Here is a 16,181-nt window from a genome sequence, read left to right on the forward strand (position 1 = left end):
CACTTTTAATTTATTAGAATTAACTTTGCCGGCCTATGAAAAACCGCAAACTAAAAAATAGCGAATTAGACCGTATTAATCCTGAAGAATACAAAGCTTCAGAAAAAACTCCGTTAATTATTATTCTCGACAATATTAGAAGCTTGAATAATATCGGCTCTGTATTTCGCACTTCCGATGCTTTTTTAGTTAAGAAGATTTATCTCTGTGGTATCACCGCACAACCTCCGCACAAAGACATCCATAAAACCGCACTTGGTGCAACAGAAAGTGTAGATTGGGAATACGCCGAAAACACACTTGATGTTATTTCTAAATTGAAGGAAGAAGGCATTTATATAGCGTCTATCGAACAAGCTGAGGACTCAATAAACCTCAACGAATTTACTGTAGCAAAAGACAAAACTTACGCTATAATCTTTGGAAATGAAGTTAAAGGCGTGCAGCAAAAAGTTGTTTCTGCAAGCGATGCAGTTATTGAAATCCCACAGTTTGGCACAAAACATTCACTTAATATTTCAGTAAGCGTTGGCGTAGTGGTTTGGGATTTATTTGTTAAAATGAAGTAGAAGTTAGTGATGAGTGGTGAGTGGTTAGTTTTTTTCTTTTAAAACAATTTATTTGCTAAGAAGCCTGGGTTAATCAATACAATACTAAACACCCCAATTACAATGGCAAGCTTTAGTATATTGTGTAAAATAAGATAATGAATCTTATTTTTCGATTTCCACAGAACTGTTAAAAACAATACTAAGCCGACAATACTTGCGTAAAAATAGAAATCCATATACCCTATTTCACCTTTAAACTTTGTAATTAGTAATACTATTGGCACTAGCGTTAACAGGCTTAAAGCCGTAAGCATAAGTTTAGAAGTCTTTTCACCATAAACCACAGGAATTGTATTATATCCGTGCGTGATATCTCCTTTTAGGTTTTCTAAATCTTTAACCAACTCACGCATAGAAATAAGTAGAAACAGAAAAGTTGCGTGAACAAAAATCACTATATCGAAATTGGCATAGTGTACAAAAATTGCAAAGAAGGGCACTACTGCAAGTACGGCTGCCACCATATTTCCTATAAAAGGATATTTCTTGAGTTTGTGCGAATAGAACCACAACATAAAGATATAAATCGAGAAAAAGACAACCGATTTAAATGAAACGTAGCTAGCAAATACTACCGAAAGAAAGTTTAAAACAAAATAAGTAGAAAGTTTTGTACGCTGACTTACCAGTCTGTCCAACATTGTTTTTCTAGGTCTGTTGATAAGGTCTTTCTCGCTATCGTAAAAACTATTGATGATGTAACCCCCTGCTATCGCAGTAGATGAAGCTAGCACTAGCATTAATAAATTAACGTCGAATAAAACTTCTCGAACGGGGAGTTCGGGTGCTAAAATGTAAATACTAGTAAGGTATTGGGCAATTACAATTATTAAAATATTGTATCCACGAACCACTGAAAACAGGCTAAAAAACTTAAGAAAAAGGAGCTTTTGTTTTCGGTTGAGCATAAACTATAAGGTTGAAAATAGGATGCTTAAATAATTATCAATACTACTTGAACGAAGTCGATAATAACATATACTTATGGTGAGGATCCGAATGTGCTCGACCAGACAGATTCACGATTGTAAATAACTTGTAATCCTTAGATTAGAAATTATAAACAACTTCTAGCTTGTAATCTTTTAGCGCTTCTTTAGCTTTATCGATATCTTCGGTAAAACCTAACATATATCCACCTCCGCCAGAGCCACATAGTTTTAAGTAGTAGGCGTTACTGTCTATTCCTTTTTTCCAAAGTTTGTGGAACTGTGCAGGAATCATAGGTTTAAAATTTTCCAAAACAACTTTAGAAAGTTGTTTAATATTTCCAAAAAGTGATTTTACATCGCCTTGAAGAAAGTCTTCAACGCAAGCATCTGTATGTTTCACAAATTGGTCTTTCAACATATTTCTAAAACCTTCCTGCTTCATATTTTCCATGAAAATCTGAACCATTGGCGCTGTTTCACCTGTGCTTCCACTGTCTAATAAGAAAACTGCACCCTTGCCATTTTCGGTTTGAGATGGAATACCTGCAGGTTCAATATTATCGTTAGAATTGATTAAGATAGGCAGGCTTAAATAACTGTTTAAAGGATCAAGACCCGATGATTTTCCGTGGAAAAAAGATTCCATTTCGGCAAAAACATTCTTAAGGGTTAATAGTTTTTCACGTGTAAGGTTTTCAAGAACAGTAATTTTATTGGTAGCATATTTATCATATATGGCAGCTACCAATGCACCACTACTCCCTACTCCATATCCCTGTGGAATACTACTGTCAAAATACAATCCGGCTTCAATATCATTTTTTAACGCCTGCATATCGAAAGAAACCAATTCAGGATTTTCACTTTGAAGATTTTCCAAATAATCTGCAAATCGCTTTAAACTAGCGTTCGACTTGTGTGTGGAAACTGTATGATGCTTATCAATCTTTAACGCCCCGTTATAAAAATTATACGGTATAGAAAGTCCTTTAGAATCTTTTATAATTCCGTATTCTCCGAAAAGTAAAATCTTAGAGTAAAATAAGGGGCCGTGCATATGATAAATTCTTAGTGAGGTCTAAAAATACTATTTTTAGTAATAATTAACCTATATGAGCTGCAAAGATACAGTTTTTAAGAATTACAAGCGTAAATTATTTTGTCCTAAAACTAAATTCTATTTTATACAATTATCTGTCTTAAAACAAAGTATGATTTATTTATCATTTTTTTACTGCTCCAAAACCGACCTCATCCACAATAAACTCATTGTTTTTGCAGAATTGCGAAAGCTCGGTGTTTATTAAGTTTAGCACACTTTCCTTTTCAGCTTCGGGATAAAGAACGTGTACGTTTGCACCAGCATCGAGGGTAAAACAAACCTTACTACCTGTCTCCTCTCTAAATGCCCAAATACGATTTAAAATTTCGAGCGTGTTTGGTTTCATCAAAATAAAATAAGGCATAGAAGTCATCATCATCGCGTGTAATGAGAGCGCCTCACTCTCTACGATTTTTATAAATTCAGAAACATCGCCATTTTTTAGAACGGGAATGAGTTTAGAAAGATTGGAATTAGCTTGTTCAAAACGTTGTTTCGCAAAAGGATGGTCGTGCATAAGCTCGTGACCTACAGTACTGCTAACTTGTTTTTCACCTTTATCTACTAGTAAAATGGTATCCTGATAATTGTGGAAATTCTCGTGTACCTCGAACTTGTATTGCGTTCCATAAAGATTACTACTTCCTTCTATTTCGGGATGTTCTCCCCAAACAATAATTGGTCCTTGCAAACTACGGCAAGCACTACCCGACCCTAAACGAGCAAGAAATGAAGCTTTTTGTATATCTGCTTCGCTCAATGAAGGTGAGCCATCGGGAGCTGAGCGCAGTTGATGCTCCATATCCACTAAACAAAGTGCCAAAGCGCTCATTCCACTAGCGGAAGAAGCAATGCCACTACTGTGCGGAAAGCTATTTGAGGTTTCAATTCTAAATTTATAATCTCTTAAGAAAGAGATGTACTTTTCTATTCTTTCAAAAAATTTTAAAATCTTCGGTTCAAAAGAAGATTCCCTCTTTCCGTCAAGAAACACTTCAAATTCGAATTCGCCAGAACTCTTTGGCTCGAAGAATATTGTGGTGTTTGTATGACTATTTTTAAGCGTAAAGCTAATAGAAGAATTCATTGGTAATTGCTCTCCGTACTTTCCCCAATATTTCACCAATGCGATATTACTAGGCGATTGCCACGAAACACTCCCTGAGGAAAGTTTTTGAGAATAACTTGAACCAACAAAACGATCTATTGCCATAATTAAAAATTAAGAAAACAAAAGTAAAATACTTTTTGATGAATGCGATAACAATTTAAAATCCTTTGCTTCTTGAGGTGATTATCTCTTCATCTGAAAATCACACCCTTTCCAGCAGAAATAAACTTTTTTCAAAATAAATGCTTTTTAGTGATGACCTTTTTAGATTTTCCCATTATAACAATAAACAATTCATTGGTAACATATAAAAAACACAAAAGCACAATATAGAATATAAGGTGTTTTAACAATCTAATTTAAAAATGTTGTATATTTCATAGTAATTTCTATGAATAATACACTAAATAAGGAAAAATTCGTGCTATTGGATGCTTTTTTGACCAATAAAGAAATGCCTATGCAAAAATTTTACCTGGCCGAATACCCTAAAACTAAGTATTATATATTAAAAAATGGAGGTGCCGTAGATAATGCAAAAGATATATTCCAAGAGGCTTTTTTAATCTGTTGGAAAAAAATATGTTCTGGAGATTTTAAACCTATTAACGAACAACAAATAGAAGCCTACTTGTTTACCATAGCGAAGAACAAGTGGATAGATTACACAAGAAGTGCAACAAAAAAGAAAACAACATCTATAAACGACAAGTTGTATCAATTTTCAATTGAAGACAATGTACAAACTAATGAAATAGAAAAAGCCGAATTACAAATGTCTATTACACTAAATGCATTCAACAACTTAGGGCAATCCTGTAAAGACATTTTAACTCAGTTTTATTTTTATAAAGCCCCCTTAAGAACAATAGCAGAAAACCTTGGTATAGAAGAAGCTTCTGCCAAGAATAAGAAATACAGATGCATTCAAAAGTTAAAAGAAATAGCATTAAATTATAAATAATCCCCCACAATGAAAACCCAAATAGAAATCACCCAAGTAGAGTGGGATATGATTGAAACCTATTTAGATCGAGAAAACGATTTAAACAAATATTCTATTTCTAAAGAAATAAAACAAATACCTGATTTTGAACAAAAAATAGAACACATAAAAAAAATACGTGAAGAGATAGAAGACAGCATTAGACGTTCCAAAATGAATGATTTTCACAAACACGTAGACGAAACTGAAAATTCGAAAGTAAAAAGCCTGTCATCTCCCAAAACAAAATCCTATACAATGTGGTATTCAGCTGCTGCAATATTGATATTGTTGTTTGGTATATTTTGGATGTTAGATAGCAACAACACTGCTGAAAAGATTTTTGCAGAAAACTTTAAACCCGATATCGGATTACCTTTAAAAATGGGAAGTGCAGATAGTTATGAATTTTATGAAGGGATGTTAGACTACAAGCAAGAAAATTATAAAAAAGCAATTTCGAAATGGGAGGTTTTACTAATAGACAACCCAGAAAACGACACATTAAACTACTTCTTAGGAGTAGCAAATTTAGCTTTAGGAGATGCTAGCGAATCATTAAAGTACTTGACAAATCAAGAGCGTTTTCAAGAAGGTATGTTTAAAGAAGAAGCTGCGTATTATGCGGCTTTAGCTAAGATAAAGGAAGGTAAAATTGAAGAAGCCAAAAACTTACTTAAAAACACCCCATCAATTCAAAACACTAAACTCCTCAGACAACTTGAGAAAGAATGAAACAAATTGTCAAAATAATAGGTGTATTTGCCCTACTTTGCTTTCTCGGCACTGTTTCATCTTATTCCCAAAAAAAAATTCTGACGGTTAGTGAAATTCAAAATCTCATTAGTCAAGATTCATTAGAAAAAGCTAAAACCATTGTAAAAAATAACATTCAATTATATAAAAATATAAAGAAATACGACAGTCTTTCCGAATACATAAAGCTTGAAGGTAGTTTAAAACTCAACAATGGAGAAACACAACAAGCATTAGATAAAGCGAAACAACTTTCAGATTATATAATCTCATCAAATAACCCACATTATATTAAAATAGCGCTGCACGAACTTTCATCTGTTCACCACAATTCAGGGCAAACAGAAAAAGCATACAACATTCTCAAACAAGCCGTAGCACCAACTTCACGTATTACTGATCCTGAAAATACCGATGCAGCTTCAGTTCAATATATGTTGGGGTACTACAAAATGAGAACTGGAGATTATGTATTAGCTAAAAACCATTATTTAAAGTCATTGGCCCTTTACAATAAAAGCACAACAAAAAACTACACATCTTTCAATCAGGTTTATACAGCTCTTGGTGGAATATTATGGCAAGAATCTAAATTAGACAGTTCGAAATATTACTTCGAGAAAGCTTTAAATGCTTTAAATAAAACCGACTCCACCGATTTAAAAAACGAACTGTTTAGACCGAGCTTACTTAAAATGAATATGTCTGTTTTATTCAATGCAATGGGAAAAAACCGAGAGGCTATTTCTATTTCCTATGAGGCAATTGAAGACTTTCAAAAGTTCATTAAAACCTCTAATGACGAACATGCCGTAAAACAAGCAAAGGGTTTTGTTTTTAGCACATTAGACAATCTAGGTTCTTATCACAACACCTTAGGTGAATTTAAACGAACCGAAGAAATCTTAGAGTATTCCTATGCTCTTAAGCAAAAAGAATATGAAGAAAACGATATGAATTTGATTATATCACATATCATTTTAACTCAAGCTAAAACAACGAATCAAAATTTTAAAGACGCTGAACTACACTTAAAAAAAGTAATTGATTATTACAAAAACAACGAGGTTGCTGATTCTTATTGGAAAGCTTCAGCTTATTCTGTTGGCGGCACTCTATATGAAGAAATGGGAGATTTAGAAAAAGCTAAGTTTTACTACGAAGAAGGGGATAGAATTTACAAGAAAATATCAGAAGGACGCTACTCTGTGGATAATTTGGATCGGTTTATTCACTTGTCTAAGTTTTATGTGAAAACAGGAGAAAAGGACAAGGCTATTTCGGCAGCAGAAGAAGCTTATGAGTATTCCCAAAATAATAGTTTGAAAAACACATTGCAAGAGTTTTTCCAGATTCAAAACTTGGCTATAGTACATTTCAAATTAAAAAATTATAAAAAATCCTTAGAGTATAGCGACAAAGCCATAGCGTTTAACCTTCTCAATAAGGCAGAAGAAATGAGCACGGCCGACTCTATTGTTATACAGTATCGAAAACCTACTGCAATTCTTACCAACGTAGCCTCTAAATACCATCTATCAGAAAATAGAACAACGGCAGACCTAAAACAGTATGCAACTGAACTCAACAAAGCAATTTCAATTTTAGACCAACGTAAAAAAGTAGTTAATAATTATGACGATTTAACTATTCTGAATAAAGAAAACAACGAACTCTTCAATTTCGCAAAGAAGATTCTACTAGAGCTTTACCAAGACACTAAGGATGATTCTTATCTAGATCAAGCTATTTCACTTCATGAATCTGGAATTTACAATCGCATACGTTCACGATTAAACATACGCGATAACATTGCTTTTCAAAATGTTCCGAATGAAATTATTGAAAAGGAAAAGCTTCTTAAAAGTAATATTTCAAAGACATTAGAGAAAAATAATGGAGAGGTAAACGCTTATATTTCAGCGTCTGAAAAATGGGAGCTTTTTATGAAAAAACTACAAAAGGACTATCCTGCATATTATAAAATGAGATATGAAACACTGGAAGAACCAATAAAAGATTTACAAGAAAAGATACCTGAAAATACTACCGTAATTCGCTACCTTTTCATTGAAGACAAACTAAATGCATTTGTGGTTTCACGATCTAAAAAAAATATTTTCCTTTTAAACAATTCAACTCTTGAGAAGAAAATAAAAGAATTGACAGTTGAAGATTTTTCAGTGGAGAAAAAAAGTGCGTTGCTTCACGACCTATACAAAATGCTTTGGCAGCCTTTGGAAGAAAGCATTAAAACTAAAAAAGTGGTTGTAATTCCAGATAGGGAGCTGTTTAATATTAGCTTCGAAATGTTGACGCCCGAACCTATAAAAAGCTTTAAAGAATTCACCACAAATAGTCTTTTAGCAAAGTATGATATTTCATACAACTTCAGTCTTTTGCTCTATAAGGACAACAGAAAAGTTATGGATTATAACGAGAATTATGTCGGTTTTGCGCCAGGATTCAATAAGAATATGAAACAAGAATATGTACTTGGTTTACAAGATTCGATGAAACTAGATAAATCATACTTAACACTTCTACCTCAACCTTTTAGTGAAAATTTAGTAAAGCAATACGCCAAAGTTTTCAAAGGAAATTATTTCATGAATGAGAACGCTAGCAAAACCTTATTTATCAATAATGCTAAAGAACATAAAATAATACACATTGGAACTCATGCTGAATCCGACAATATCACCCCTGAACTCAGTAGATTAGTGTTTGCCAAGCGAAAAGGAGAAAATCTAGCCTTAGATGAGAATTCACTTTATGCTTATGAAATTTACAACACTAATCTTTCATCGAACCTTGCCATATTAACAGCGTGTGAAACAGGAAAATCTATCTATCAATCTGGTGAAGGTGCAATTTCGCTTGCGCACGCATTTAATTATGCAGGCAGTGAAAGTATCCTAACAAGTTTATGGAATATCGATGAGGTATCTAGCACCCAAATTGTAGAATATTTTTATGAATATCTCGCCCAAGGACTTCCAAAGGATGAAGCACTAAAAAAGGCAAAAATACAATACCTCTCTAGCGTGGAAGGCCGAGGTGCCGCACCGCAATATTGGGCTGGATTAGTGTTAATTGGGGATACAACACCAATTGAATTACAAGGAAATACAAATCATATTTGGTGGTGGGTAGCTGGCATTTTATTAATATTTGCACTCCTCATTTTATTCTATAAACATCGTAAAGACAGAAATCACAACACATGGTTTTTATAAAAAATTGAGGTACCCGTATACACCCTATTAACTACATAATTTATCCTCCATTTCTCCATCAATTTTCGATATATTTGGGAATAACTTTTATCTCCCTAAATGGAATTATCAGACTTTCTACTTTCACTTACTCCTTTCGATTCACACGAGCTCAAAGATATTACATCACATTTTGAACAAGAATTCATTCCTAAAAACACACTTTTGATTGAGCAAGGCCAGGTTTGTAAAAAACTTTATTACATAAAAAAAGGGATGGTAAGAAGTTACTATCTAAAAGAAGATGGCAAGGAAATAACGCAATGGTTTTTTAGTGTAGGTAAGTTTATGAGTAGTGTAGATAGTTTTTTCCAACAACGCCCAAGTTTGTATTATTTAGAAACTCTAGAAGATTCTGTTGTTTATTCAATTTCCAAAGAAAAAATGGATCTGTTGTTTTCAAAATACCATAAAATGGAACAGCTGGGAAGATTAGCTTCAATTGAAATGCTTACAAAAGTAGTCAACAAGCTTAACGCTATTCAGTTTCAGTCCGCTCGTGAACGCTATGAATATATGTTGGCAGAATTTCCAGATATTTCCCACCGCGTACCTTTAGGGTATATAGCCTCTTATCTTGGAATGACTTCAGAAACACTAAGCCGCATTCGTAGAGGATAAAAAATCTTACTTTTTTTAAATACTAGACAACACATCATTACAATCTAAATATTTTATTCTAGCTTATAATTCGTTGAATTCAGAATAACATTTTGCTCTAATTGTCTGATTATTAAAATATTTTAAATATACTTTTTTGATTTAGGTCAAAGGAAACCTCCTTTAGTTACTGTAAATTTGCAATAAAATTATAAAACTGTAATAAATGCGAATCAAAAAAGGCATATTCAATTTCTTATGTATCAGTATTATTGGATTGTTTTCTAATTTAAGTTTTTCACAGGAATTTGATCCAGTTTTGCAAGACCTCATTAAAAAAGGTTTAGATAAAAGCCAGACGGTGAATATAAAATCCCTTGAGGCACAGCAAGCAAAATTAGATCAGCAACTAGCGAAATCGGTATTCATTCCAAAAGTTACATTGAATGGTAGCTACACTCGCTTGAATGACGATATCACTTTTGACGAGGACACTCAAAACCTCTTAATTGCAACGCAAAAACTTCTTATTAAAGAAGGAGCGGGAGTGCCTTTTAACGCGCCATTTCCTGATGGAATTCCTTTAAAAGAAACCCCAAATCTTCAGGATAAAAATATTTTAAAGACTTCTGTTGACGTTGATTGGGTTCTATTTAGCGGCTTTGAAGCTAGCAACGCAATTAAAGCGAGTAAACACAAAGAGTCTTCGCTAAACTATTTGGGAATGGCAGAAAAAGACAAGCTGACACTTAAAATTATTGAAACCTATGATAAGCTTGCTTTGGTTTATGCTTCGGAGAAAGTTTTAAACACTTCCGAAAACTACCTAAACGAACAAGAGCATTATGTGCGAAAAGCAATTGAAAATGGCCTTGCCACCCCTATCGGCAGAAAAAAAATTGAATTAGCACAACAGCAGTTAGAAGGTAAAAAATTAGAATTCAAACACAACAAAACGCTTTTAATTGAAGCCCTACACCAACTTACAGGCGAAAGCAGAGATAATTTAAAATTATTAAGACCAAAGCTGGAGTCTTTTAGCTTGAGTGTAACTTCTAATACTGAAAAGCGAAATGAAGTTAAAGCATTAGAGGAAGCTGAGCAGGCAACACTTTATAAATCCAAAATGGAAAAAAGCCATTTTATTCCGAAAGTTGCTTTAAAAGGTCATTACGAATTTATTGAAGAATACCTATCGCTTTTAGACCCTAAATGGTATGTAGGTGTTGGAATACAATGGAATGTTTTTGACGGAACTCAATCAAGTATAAAAGCTAAGAAATCAAAAATAGAGAGTGAAATTTATAGAGAACGAATTGAAGAAGCCGAAGAGTTAATCGACTTGAGTATTGTAAAAGCTGAACAAGCTTATCAATCAACGTTACAGAATTCAAAAATTGTAGAAAAGGAAATTGAATTAGCTACCGATACTTATGAAATGGTAAATAAACAATACAAAAACGACTTAGCTTCTATAAATGATGTTTTGGATGCTTTAACCGATTTAGAAAAGGCAAACTTTAAACTACAAGAATCACTTTTTGATCAGCGAAGAGCCGTAACAGAATTGCTTCACGCCAAGGGAGTTTTAAAATATTAAAGTTGTCGAGAAATGGATTTCTATAGAATTAAATCGATGGATTTAAGACAAAACTAACCTACATTAAAATTATAGATTAAAAGAAATTATAAAGATGAAATCAACTAAAACCATATTAGTCGCACTTGTTTCCTTATTAGCTTTAAGCTCTTGTGGTGATGATAAAATAACCACAGAAAGAGGAAAAGTAAAATTTGAAACTATATCCCTAAGCAGTAAACTAGGTGGAAGAATTTCAAAAATATATGTTAGCGAAGGCCAAGAAGTAAAAAAGGGTGACACCCTAGCATTTATTGATATCCCAGAAGTGGGTGCTAAAATGATGCAAGCTGAAGGTGCAATTACAGCAGCTCAAGGACAATTAAACATGGCCTATAATGGAGCTACTACAGAACAATTAAGTCAGATAGAGCAACAATTAAACTCTGGGAAAGCACAATTAAAATTTGCTCAAGAATCGTACAACCGATTAGAAAACATGTACAAAGATTCACTAGTGAGTCAACAGCAGTTTGATGAAGTAAAAATGAAACTTTCAATGGCACAGGCACAAGTAGAAGCATTAGAAGCTAAACGTACTGAGGTGCGAAAAGGAGCTCGCGCCGAACAAATAGAACAAGCCCAAGGACAATTAGATAGAGCTTTAGGTGCTAAAGAAGAAGTAGCTTCCGCAGTTAACGAAAAATATTTAATCGCTCCTGTAGATATGTCTGTTGAAACCATTAGCCTAGAAGAAGGTGAATTGTTAACGCCAGGATATTCTTTGTTTAATGGCTATAAAAAGAATAGTGTTTATTTCAGATTTACTATTCCAGAATCTAAAATATACGATTATAGACTAGGCCAAAAACTAACTATTGAAAACCCTTACACTGAAGAAGTTATTCAAGCTGAAATTACTGCTATTAATCAACTTGCTCAATATGCAAACATTACTAGTACAGCACCTTTATATGGATTGGACGAGTCTATTTATGAATTGAAAGTAGTTCCAACTGGAAATATTGAAGACAAGACGTTTTATTTAAATGCAACAATGCTTATTAAATAACAAGCCTTTTAAGGAGTGACTTAGAGCCAAAGGGTAGGTCATAAATCAAATACAAGATTGATAAACACGAACTAATCGAAAGTTTTAAGTCCTATCGTCTTTGTCTAATGAAAAACTAAATTATGAATAAATTTATAAGACTTCTTCGAATTGAATTCAAGCGTATTTTCGCAAACGATGTCTTGCTTGCTATCTTTTTTGGAGCCCCTGTTCTATACGGTATTTTATTTGGCTATGTATATCAACAAGCCAAAGTTGTAGATTTACCAATAGTGATTATAGATCAAGATCGCAGCCCTACTTCAGACAAGATTATAGATGCATTTGGAGATAACGAAGGTTTATTGGTGAGCGATGTACGTTATACCGCAGGAAATCTAATCGATGAAATGCCGACGCAGCAATATGCAGCTGTCATTACGCTACCAAGTAATTTTGAAGCAGATGTATTCCAGAAAAAACATCCAGAAATACGCGTAGATTTGAATATGGCGAACATCTTAAACGCCAACACCGCTAGTAATCACATTCAAGCAGTTTTACTGACACTAAATGCCGGAATGGAAATAGAAGGTTTGAAAAAACAAGGGATGCACCCAGCGCAAGCTAAAGCCTCTTATGAAAGCTTCAAGATTAACATCAATAAACTGTATAACTCCACTGGTAACTATGTAACTTTTATGCTACCTGGTTTATTGGGTGGTATTATGCAGCAGATTATTTTCTTAGCAATGGCTTTGGTTTTCTCAAGAGATTTTGAAGATGGTTACTTTAGAACTTTGGTAAAAGAAAGTAAATCTTCTCTATACCTTATAGCCCTAAAAACCACTCCATTTTTAATAATGCTTCCTTTAATCTGGTTGGTTGTTGCTTTGTTTTTCCCATATTTTAATGTGGACATCAACATATTTAACTTTCCGATGTTTGTATTAGTTGTACTATTAACATTTGCATCCATCTTTATTGGAATGTTATTTTCAATTGCAATACCTAGTCAGTTAAAAGCCACCGAACTTTTAATGGTAATTTCTACACCTGCATTTATTTTAAGTGGTTTTACTTGGCCAACTATGGCTATTCCAGACGCAATTACCAATATTGCCCAATTCATTCCGCTGACACAGTTTTTAAGCGGCTTTAGAAAAATTGCATTTTATGACGGAGATTTGGCTTCAATAAAACCAGAATTAGGTATGTTGTTTATCATTATGGCCGTTTCCTTTATAGCCATGGTTATTCTACTTCAACTGAAGATTCGTCTTCATAGAAAGAAAGGAAAACAAATAACTGAATAGACAGGAAACATAAAATATCACAAACAAAAAAGCCTCTCAAGGAATTCCTTAGAGAGGCTTTTCTTTAACAACTTCTGCTGAAGTTAACACTATTATCTTATAACCAATAAAGGCATTTTCCTATTTCTAATTAACAGGTCATTTGTGACACTTCCAACAAATAATGACGTGATATTACTTCCACCTCTTGCAGAAACCACAACGATATCTGCATCCGTTTTTTCTGCGTGAAGTTCAATAGCTTCAACAACCGAATACCCTTCTCTATCAATATATTTAAAAGGAATATTTTCTGAGAGTTTATATTTTTTTCTGAATTGCTTCACTTTATCCTTTAGGTGATTCTTAGTTTTATCAATAGCCTTTTCCGAATTGATGTAAGGAAAGAAAAATGAAGGAATATTATAAACGTGTAGTCCTTCAATTTTTCCCTCTGAGCGCTCTACCAAACTACCTGCAACAGCAAAACATCGGGCAGATGCCGAACTAAAGTCGGTAGGCACCAACACATTATTCATTTCGTGTTTAGCTTCTTCGGGAACTAGTAATACATTGGCATCAAGCATTCTTACTAGCTTCTGATTTAAAGCTCCAGTACCTTGAAGTTCATCCTTATTACCTAGTACCATTATATCGATTCTGTATTCTTTAGCCAGGTGACTTAAGATACTTTCAGTATAATCATCAGTAGTTATTAAAACGGTATTGGGTACAGATGCCGTATAATACTTATCGATAGTTTTTTGTAAACCTCGATCTACAATATCTTCTAAGGTTATTCCTTCTTCAAGAAATTCGTCATATAAATCGTATAATTTATACTGCTTTATATTATGTGTAAAATACAAATGTTCAATATTCCACACTTCACAAAGGAAATTCACGTATTGCAACAAAATAGGATCCATTTCAGTAAGATCCAAAGCAACCATCAACCTCAAGTTGTTCTCTAAATTTATTTTCTGTGTCATATTAAATAACTATTATGTGAAATTTATTTTATAAATCAGTTGTTGTTGGTTTTTTCTTAGGTGGAGTATCCGGGTCAATCTTATCCAAATTTTTCTCTTCTCGCTCCTCATTTACCAAGTTGAGTATGTTTTTGCGATAACTTTCTCTTTCTAAAAGTTTTTCTTTTCGCTCGGCTTTATCATAATCTTCATTTACTCCTCTATATAATGAAAAACACATCATAACAAGAAGAATTGCAAAGGGTAATCCTGAAATTGTAACCACCGTTTGCAGCGCATCCAAACCTCCTCCATACATCAATACACCAGCAATTACTCCAGTAGCTACCGCCCAAATTACTCTTTGAAAAGATGGCGTATTTAATTTACCTCCTGAAGTAATACTATTTACCACAATTGCTCCTGAATCGGCTGAAGTAATAATAAAGCTACAAATTAGAACTACACCAAGCGACTTCAATACAATTGCAATTGGAAACTTATCGAAAAACACATAAAGTGCAGTCGATATATTATCGTTTACAGCGGCAATCATAGCTGTGTCTCCTAGCAAGATATCACGCATTGTAATTCCTCCAAATGCACTAAACCACAAGAATGTAACCAGTGCTGGTAGTATTAAAACACATAGAATAAATTCTTTAATGGTTCTTCCTTTAGAAATACGAGCGATAAAAGTTCCTACGAATGGCGACCAAGATATCCACCAACCCCAATACATTATAGTTCGCATTTTTTGCCAATCGGTTCCGCGAAGTGCTTCCGTCCAAGTGGACATATCGATAAAGTGAACTAAGTAACTCCCAAGGTTTTGAATATATGATTTAAAGATAAACGTAGTTGGCCCTAAAATTAATACCAATAAAAATATAGCCGATGCTACTCTTACGTTAAGCTTACTAAGTATTTGCACCCCTTTGTTTACACCACTAAAAGCAGAGATTGTAGCGGCTAATGTCACTCCTACAATTATAATTATTTGATAGAACAACGAACTCGGAACCCCAAATACGTGAGTTAACCCCGAGTTAATTTGCCCTACACCAAACCCGATGGTTGTTGCTAGACCAAAAAGCGTAGTTATCACCGCCATTATATCAATTACATCTCCCATCCATCCGTGAATTCTATTCCCTAATAGTGGGTAGAATGCCGAGCGCAATGTTAGCGGCATCTTTCTGTTAAAAGTGAAATACGCTAAGGAAAGTCCTACAACCGAATAAATTGCCCACCCGTGAATTCCGTGATGTAAAAATGAAAAGTTGATCGCCTCTTGTGCAATAAGAGATGGCTCTTCTCCCGCTAAACGCGGCGGAGAAAGATAATCTCGAACGGGGTCGGCAATACTAAAAAGCACTAATCCATTTCCTATTCCTGCACTAAACAACATCGCGAACCAAGCCCATAAACTAAATTCTGGCTTCGCCTTCTTACCTCCAATTCGGATTTTCCCGAATTTACTAAAAGCCATGTACAAGCAAAAAACTATAAATAAGTTTACCGCTAAAGTGTAAATCCACCCACCATGTGCAGATACTGCAGTTTGGGCAATTCCAAAATAGTGTTCGGCTTCATCTTCAAAAATAAGAGTAAACCCAACACTAAAAATCACAACCGCAATGGCAGAAAAAAATACTGTTTTATTAACTACTAGACCAAGAAATGTTGAAGTGCTGTCCTTACGAGTAACTTTAATCGACATATATAAATGGTTTATTAAATAATTAGAGATTTAAATTTATGAAGATTCGTTTCACTTAAATCTTTTAAGTACTTCTGAAAAGCTGTCTAAAAACGATTTCCTTAGACTGCTTTTATAAAATTTAAAGCTGACATTATAACATAAATTAATTCGATTTACAAATAATTCTAAAATTATACCTAGCCGT

At 33.8% G+C, this 16,181-nt stretch carries 13 protein-coding genes; 8 read left to right on the top strand and 5 right to left on the bottom strand.

The genetic code is table 11. The annotated features are described in order from the left end of the window. The first annotated feature begins 35 nt into the window (after positions 1-35). On the top strand, positions 36-569 hold the full coding sequence (locus FHP04_RS00240; RefSeq protein ID WP_139853826.1) for an RNA methyltransferase: 534 nt from the start codon (positions 36-38) through the stop codon (positions 567-569). Positions 570-607: 38 nt separating this feature from the next. On the opposite strand, the gene FHP04_RS00245 is transcribed toward FHP04_RS00240, so the two are convergent. From FHP04_RS00245 to FHP04_RS00255, 3 genes are all read right to left on the bottom strand, one after another. Further along, positions 608-1,519 (bottom strand): geranylgeranylglycerol-phosphate geranylgeranyltransferase, encoded by a 912-nt coding sequence (locus FHP04_RS00245; RefSeq protein ID WP_139853827.1) that lies wholly within the window; start codon positions 1,517-1,519, stop codon positions 608-610. A gap of 142 nt (positions 1,520-1,661) precedes the next feature. Then, entirely contained in the window at positions 1,662-2,600 is a 939-nt protein-coding gene (locus tag FHP04_RS00250; protein ID WP_139853828.1) for a mevalonate kinase family protein, read from the bottom strand. 166 nt (positions 2,601-2,766) lie between these two features. Next, positions 2,767-3,858, bottom strand: a complete 1,092-nt coding sequence (locus FHP04_RS00255) for a diphosphomevalonate/mevalonate 3,5-bisphosphate decarboxylase family protein (protein WP_139853829.1) — start codon at positions 3,856-3,858, stop codon at positions 2,767-2,769. Positions 3,859-4,147: 289 nt separating this feature from the next. Here FHP04_RS00255 and FHP04_RS00260 point away from each other — a divergent pair, with 289 nt between their 5' ends. The 7 genes from FHP04_RS00260 (at position 4,148) to FHP04_RS00290 (ending at position 13,321) form a co-directional block, all read left to right on the top strand. Then, positions 4,148-4,720 carry an RNA polymerase sigma factor gene (locus tag FHP04_RS00260; protein ID WP_139853830.1) on the top strand — a complete coding sequence of 191 codons (573 nt, stop codon included), beginning with the start codon at positions 4,148-4,150 and terminating at the stop codon, positions 4,718-4,720. Positions 4,721-4,729: 9 nt separating this feature from the next. Beyond that, the gene (locus FHP04_RS00265) at positions 4,730-5,476 is read left to right on the top strand and encodes a tetratricopeptide repeat protein (RefSeq protein ID WP_139853831.1); all 747 of its coding nucleotides are present in this window, start codon (positions 4,730-4,732) and stop codon (positions 5,474-5,476) included. Continuing rightward, on the top strand, positions 5,473-8,736 hold the full coding sequence (locus FHP04_RS00270; protein WP_139853832.1) for a CHAT domain-containing protein: 3,264 nt from the start codon (positions 5,473-5,475) through the stop codon (positions 8,734-8,736). Before FHP04_RS00265 ends, FHP04_RS00270 begins: the two co-directional genes overlap by 4 nt. Positions 8,737-8,835: 99 nt before the next feature. Further along, positions 8,836-9,396, top strand: coding sequence for a Crp/Fnr family transcriptional regulator (locus FHP04_RS00275; RefSeq protein ID WP_139853833.1), 561 nt, complete (start codon positions 8,836-8,838; stop codon positions 9,394-9,396). A 205-nt stretch (positions 9,397-9,601) separates the two neighbouring features. Next, positions 9,602-10,975, top strand: coding sequence for a TolC family protein (locus FHP04_RS00280; RefSeq protein ID WP_139853834.1), 1,374 nt, complete (start codon positions 9,602-9,604; stop codon positions 10,973-10,975). A gap of 94 nt (positions 10,976-11,069) precedes the next feature. Next, on the top strand, positions 11,070-12,026 hold the full coding sequence (locus FHP04_RS00285) for an HlyD family secretion protein (protein ID WP_139853835.1): 957 nt from the start codon (positions 11,070-11,072) through the stop codon (positions 12,024-12,026). A gap of 122 nt (positions 12,027-12,148) precedes the next feature. Continuing rightward, on the top strand, positions 12,149-13,321 hold the full coding sequence (locus FHP04_RS00290; protein ID WP_139853836.1) for an ABC transporter permease: 1,173 nt from the start codon (positions 12,149-12,151) through the stop codon (positions 13,319-13,321). A gap of 92 nt (positions 13,322-13,413) precedes the next feature. Here FHP04_RS00290 and FHP04_RS00295 read toward each other — a convergent pair whose 3' ends face one another. Together FHP04_RS00295 and FHP04_RS00300 are read right to left on the bottom strand one after the other, a co-directional pair. Further along, positions 13,414-14,292 carry a universal stress protein gene (locus tag FHP04_RS00295; RefSeq protein WP_139853837.1) on the bottom strand — a complete coding sequence of 293 codons (879 nt, stop codon included), beginning with the start codon at positions 14,290-14,292 and terminating at the stop codon, positions 13,414-13,416. A gap of 28 nt (positions 14,293-14,320) precedes the next feature. Beyond that, positions 14,321-15,994 carry a BCCT family transporter gene (locus FHP04_RS00300; protein ID WP_139853838.1) on the bottom strand — a complete coding sequence of 558 codons (1,674 nt, stop codon included), beginning with the start codon at positions 15,992-15,994 and terminating at the stop codon, positions 14,321-14,323. Positions 15,995-16,181 lie beyond the last annotated feature (187 nt).

It is taken from the genome of Aequorivita sinensis (assembly GCF_006346335.1).
GTDB classification, from domain to species: domain Bacteria; phylum Bacteroidota; class Bacteroidia; order Flavobacteriales; family Flavobacteriaceae; genus Aequorivita; species Aequorivita sinensis.